General features: G+C 70.9%; 2 protein-coding genes. Both read left to right on the top strand.

Annotated elements, in window-relative coordinates; translation table 11 throughout:
* The first annotated feature begins 81 nt into the window (after nucleotides 1-81).
* Entirely contained in the window at nucleotides 82-1,305 is a 1,224-nt protein-coding gene (locus FL311_RS45815; RefSeq protein ID WP_228557461.1) for a choice-of-anchor A family protein, read from the top strand.
* A gap of 192 nt (nucleotides 1,306-1,497) precedes the next feature.
* On the top strand, nucleotides 1,498-2,677 hold a 1,180-nt coding region (locus tag FL311_RS42545), incomplete at its 3' end, for a M36 family metallopeptidase (RefSeq protein WP_194869627.1).

Raw genomic sequence — 2,677 nt, 5'->3', positions numbered from 1 at the left:
CACCCACGGGTTGGAGGGCACGCTCACGACCAGGTCGTACTTGCGGTCCGCCAGCGCCATGAACGTCTTGGCGTCGTCGATGTGCACGCGCGTGCGCGGGTCATCCACCGCGTTGCGGTCGTCATCCCCGAGGCGCCCTTCACCACCACGTTCCAGGTGCCACCCCACGCCATCGGCACGGTGCAGCTGGTCGCCACGGGCATCGACGACGCGCGCCAGCGCAGGTCGTCGCCGCCCGTGTCCCTGCAGGTCGTCTCCTCCGCGCAGCTCAACCTCATCTCCGTGCTCAACGGCGATGGCGTCCTGCACGGCGTGGGCACCACGCGCAACCTGGTGGTGACGGGCCTCTACAACGACGGAATCAAGCGCGACATCACCTCCCAGGCGGTGGGGACGGTGTACTCGTCATCGAACGAGGCCATCGCCACGGTGTCGACCGCGGGCGTCGTCACCGCGCGGGGGCCCGGCACCGCCACCATCGTCATCCGCAACGGGCCGGCCGTCACCAGCATCTCCGTCACCGTCGTGGAGCAGCGCGTGGAGCACTGCATCCAGGTCCGCCTGGCTGACTACAACCTCCTCGTCGCGGAGGACTACCGACAGGGCAATGACGTGGCGGGCCGCGTCGCCGCCGGCGGCAGCATCTTCCTCAAGGACTTCCGCGTGGGCTGGAACCTGCCCGACACCGACACCGACAACCTCCTGGTCGCCGGGAGGGACCTGAACCTGAACAACGGCACCGTCTGGGGTCACGCCCGGTTCGGCGACCACTACCTGCCCGCGGGCACCCTCACCTTCCCGCGCGGCTCGGTCACCCGCGGCACGCCCGTCCCCTTCACCGACGTCCTCGGCTCGCTGCGCAAGCTCTCCGCGGACCTGGCCGCCCTGCCCCAGCAGGGCACCACCACCCTCGAGCCCTGGGGTGGAATCTTCCTGCGGGGCACCCACCCCAAGGTGAATGTCTTCCACGTCCAGGCCAGCGCCATCGCCAGCGCGGCGCTGCTCACCATCGAAGCCCCCGCCACCTCGCTCGTCGTCATCAACGTCCGAGGCACCTCCCCTCTGTTCACCAACTTCGGACATGTCTTCGCCGGCGGCATCGACGAGCACGGCGTGCTCTTCAACCTCCCGGAGGCCACCACGCTCACCGCGTTTGACTATGGCTTCTACGGAACAGTCCTTGCACCCCATGCCCACGTCTCTTTCAGTGATGGAGCCTGGGTGGGCGGCCTCTACGCGCGCTCGATGACAGGCAATGCGGTTGGCCATCTGGGCCAGCTGCGGGATACTGATATCTGTCGATGAAGGCTTCGGGTCCCCTCACGGGGACTCGCGCGACATTCCGTGGGGGGTCAAGTGCCCAAGCGTCCAGGGAGCGGTGTCTCCGTCGTGGTACTGGCCCTCGCCTGCTGGGGCGGGTGCGCGGTGGAGCCCCCCACGCCAGGCCCCGTCGACTCGCGCTCGCGGGCCGACGGGGCGGCGGAAAAACCTCACATCGTGACAGTGCTGTCGCGGGACGAGGCGCGGGGCCACCCCACGGTGGTGTGGGCCGAGCAGCGTGGCGCGGCGCCAGGCCTGCGTGTCCATGACACCCCGGAGGCCGCGGCCCGCGTCTATCTGGAACAACAAGCGTCACTGTATGGTTTGAGTGCCGCTGATCTGGCGTCGGTGTATGTCCATCGGGTCCACGACACGGGCCGGGGCGGCATCATCGTGTTCTTCCGCCAGCGGGTGGCGGGCCTGGAGGTGGGGCGGACCGAGCTGAAGGTGCTGCTGGACCGGGGGCTGGAGCTGGTGGGGCTCACGGGGAACCTGCACGGCGGCGTGGCGGCGATGCACGCGGACGCGGCGGGGCTGACGCGGGACGGGGGCTTCACGCTGCCCGCGTCCGAGGCGGTGCTGCGGGCCCTGGGGGATGTGCATGGGCTGTCGCTGGTGGGCGAGGTGGTGGCCGCCGGCTTCGCGCACGCGGACGCGCCCCGCTTCGACCTGGCGCCCGGCGGCACGCTCCAACGCGCGGGCCTGCGGCTGGTGGAGCCCGCGCGCGTCACGCGGCTGTACTTCCCCTCCGGGGGCCGGCTGGTGCCCGCCTACGCCGTGGACGCGCTCTCCACGCGGGCCGGGGACGCCCCCGCGCGCGGCTTCCTGCACGTGCTCGACGCGGCCACGGGCCAGGTGCTGCTGCGCGAGGACCGGGTGGCGCAGGACGCCTATTCGTATCGAGTCTGGGCGGATGCGGACGGCACGCCCGCGGACAACCCCCACGAGGACTACTCGCCGCACCGCACGGGCAACCCCGAGACGGCCGAGCCCGGCTTCGTCGCGCCCCGACAGCTCACGCACGAGGGGCGGGTGCACGCGCAGTCGGGTCGCGTGTTCCCGTGGCTCCCCCAGGGCGCCACGACCACCTGGGGCAACAACGTCCACGCCTACGCGGACCACTTCGACCCGGATGGCTACACCGAGGGCCAGGACCGACGCGCGCAGGTGACGCCCGGCACGCGCGACTTCCCCCACGTCTACGACCCCGAGGCCGCGCCCCTCGACAGCGTGGAGCAGGTGTCCGCCTCGGTGGTGCAACTGTTCTACACCACCAACTGGCTGCACGATTACTTCTACGACTCGGGCTTCGACGAGGCGGCGGGCAACGCGCAGGACGAGAGTCACGCTCCGGGAG

The organism is Myxococcus sp. AB025B (assembly GCF_006518215.1).
GTDB classification, from domain to species: domain Bacteria; phylum Myxococcota; class Myxococcia; order Myxococcales; family Myxococcaceae; genus Myxococcus; species Myxococcus fulvus.
Note: the sequence above shows the minus strand (reverse complement) of the source record. Positions and strands in the feature narration are given on the sequence as shown.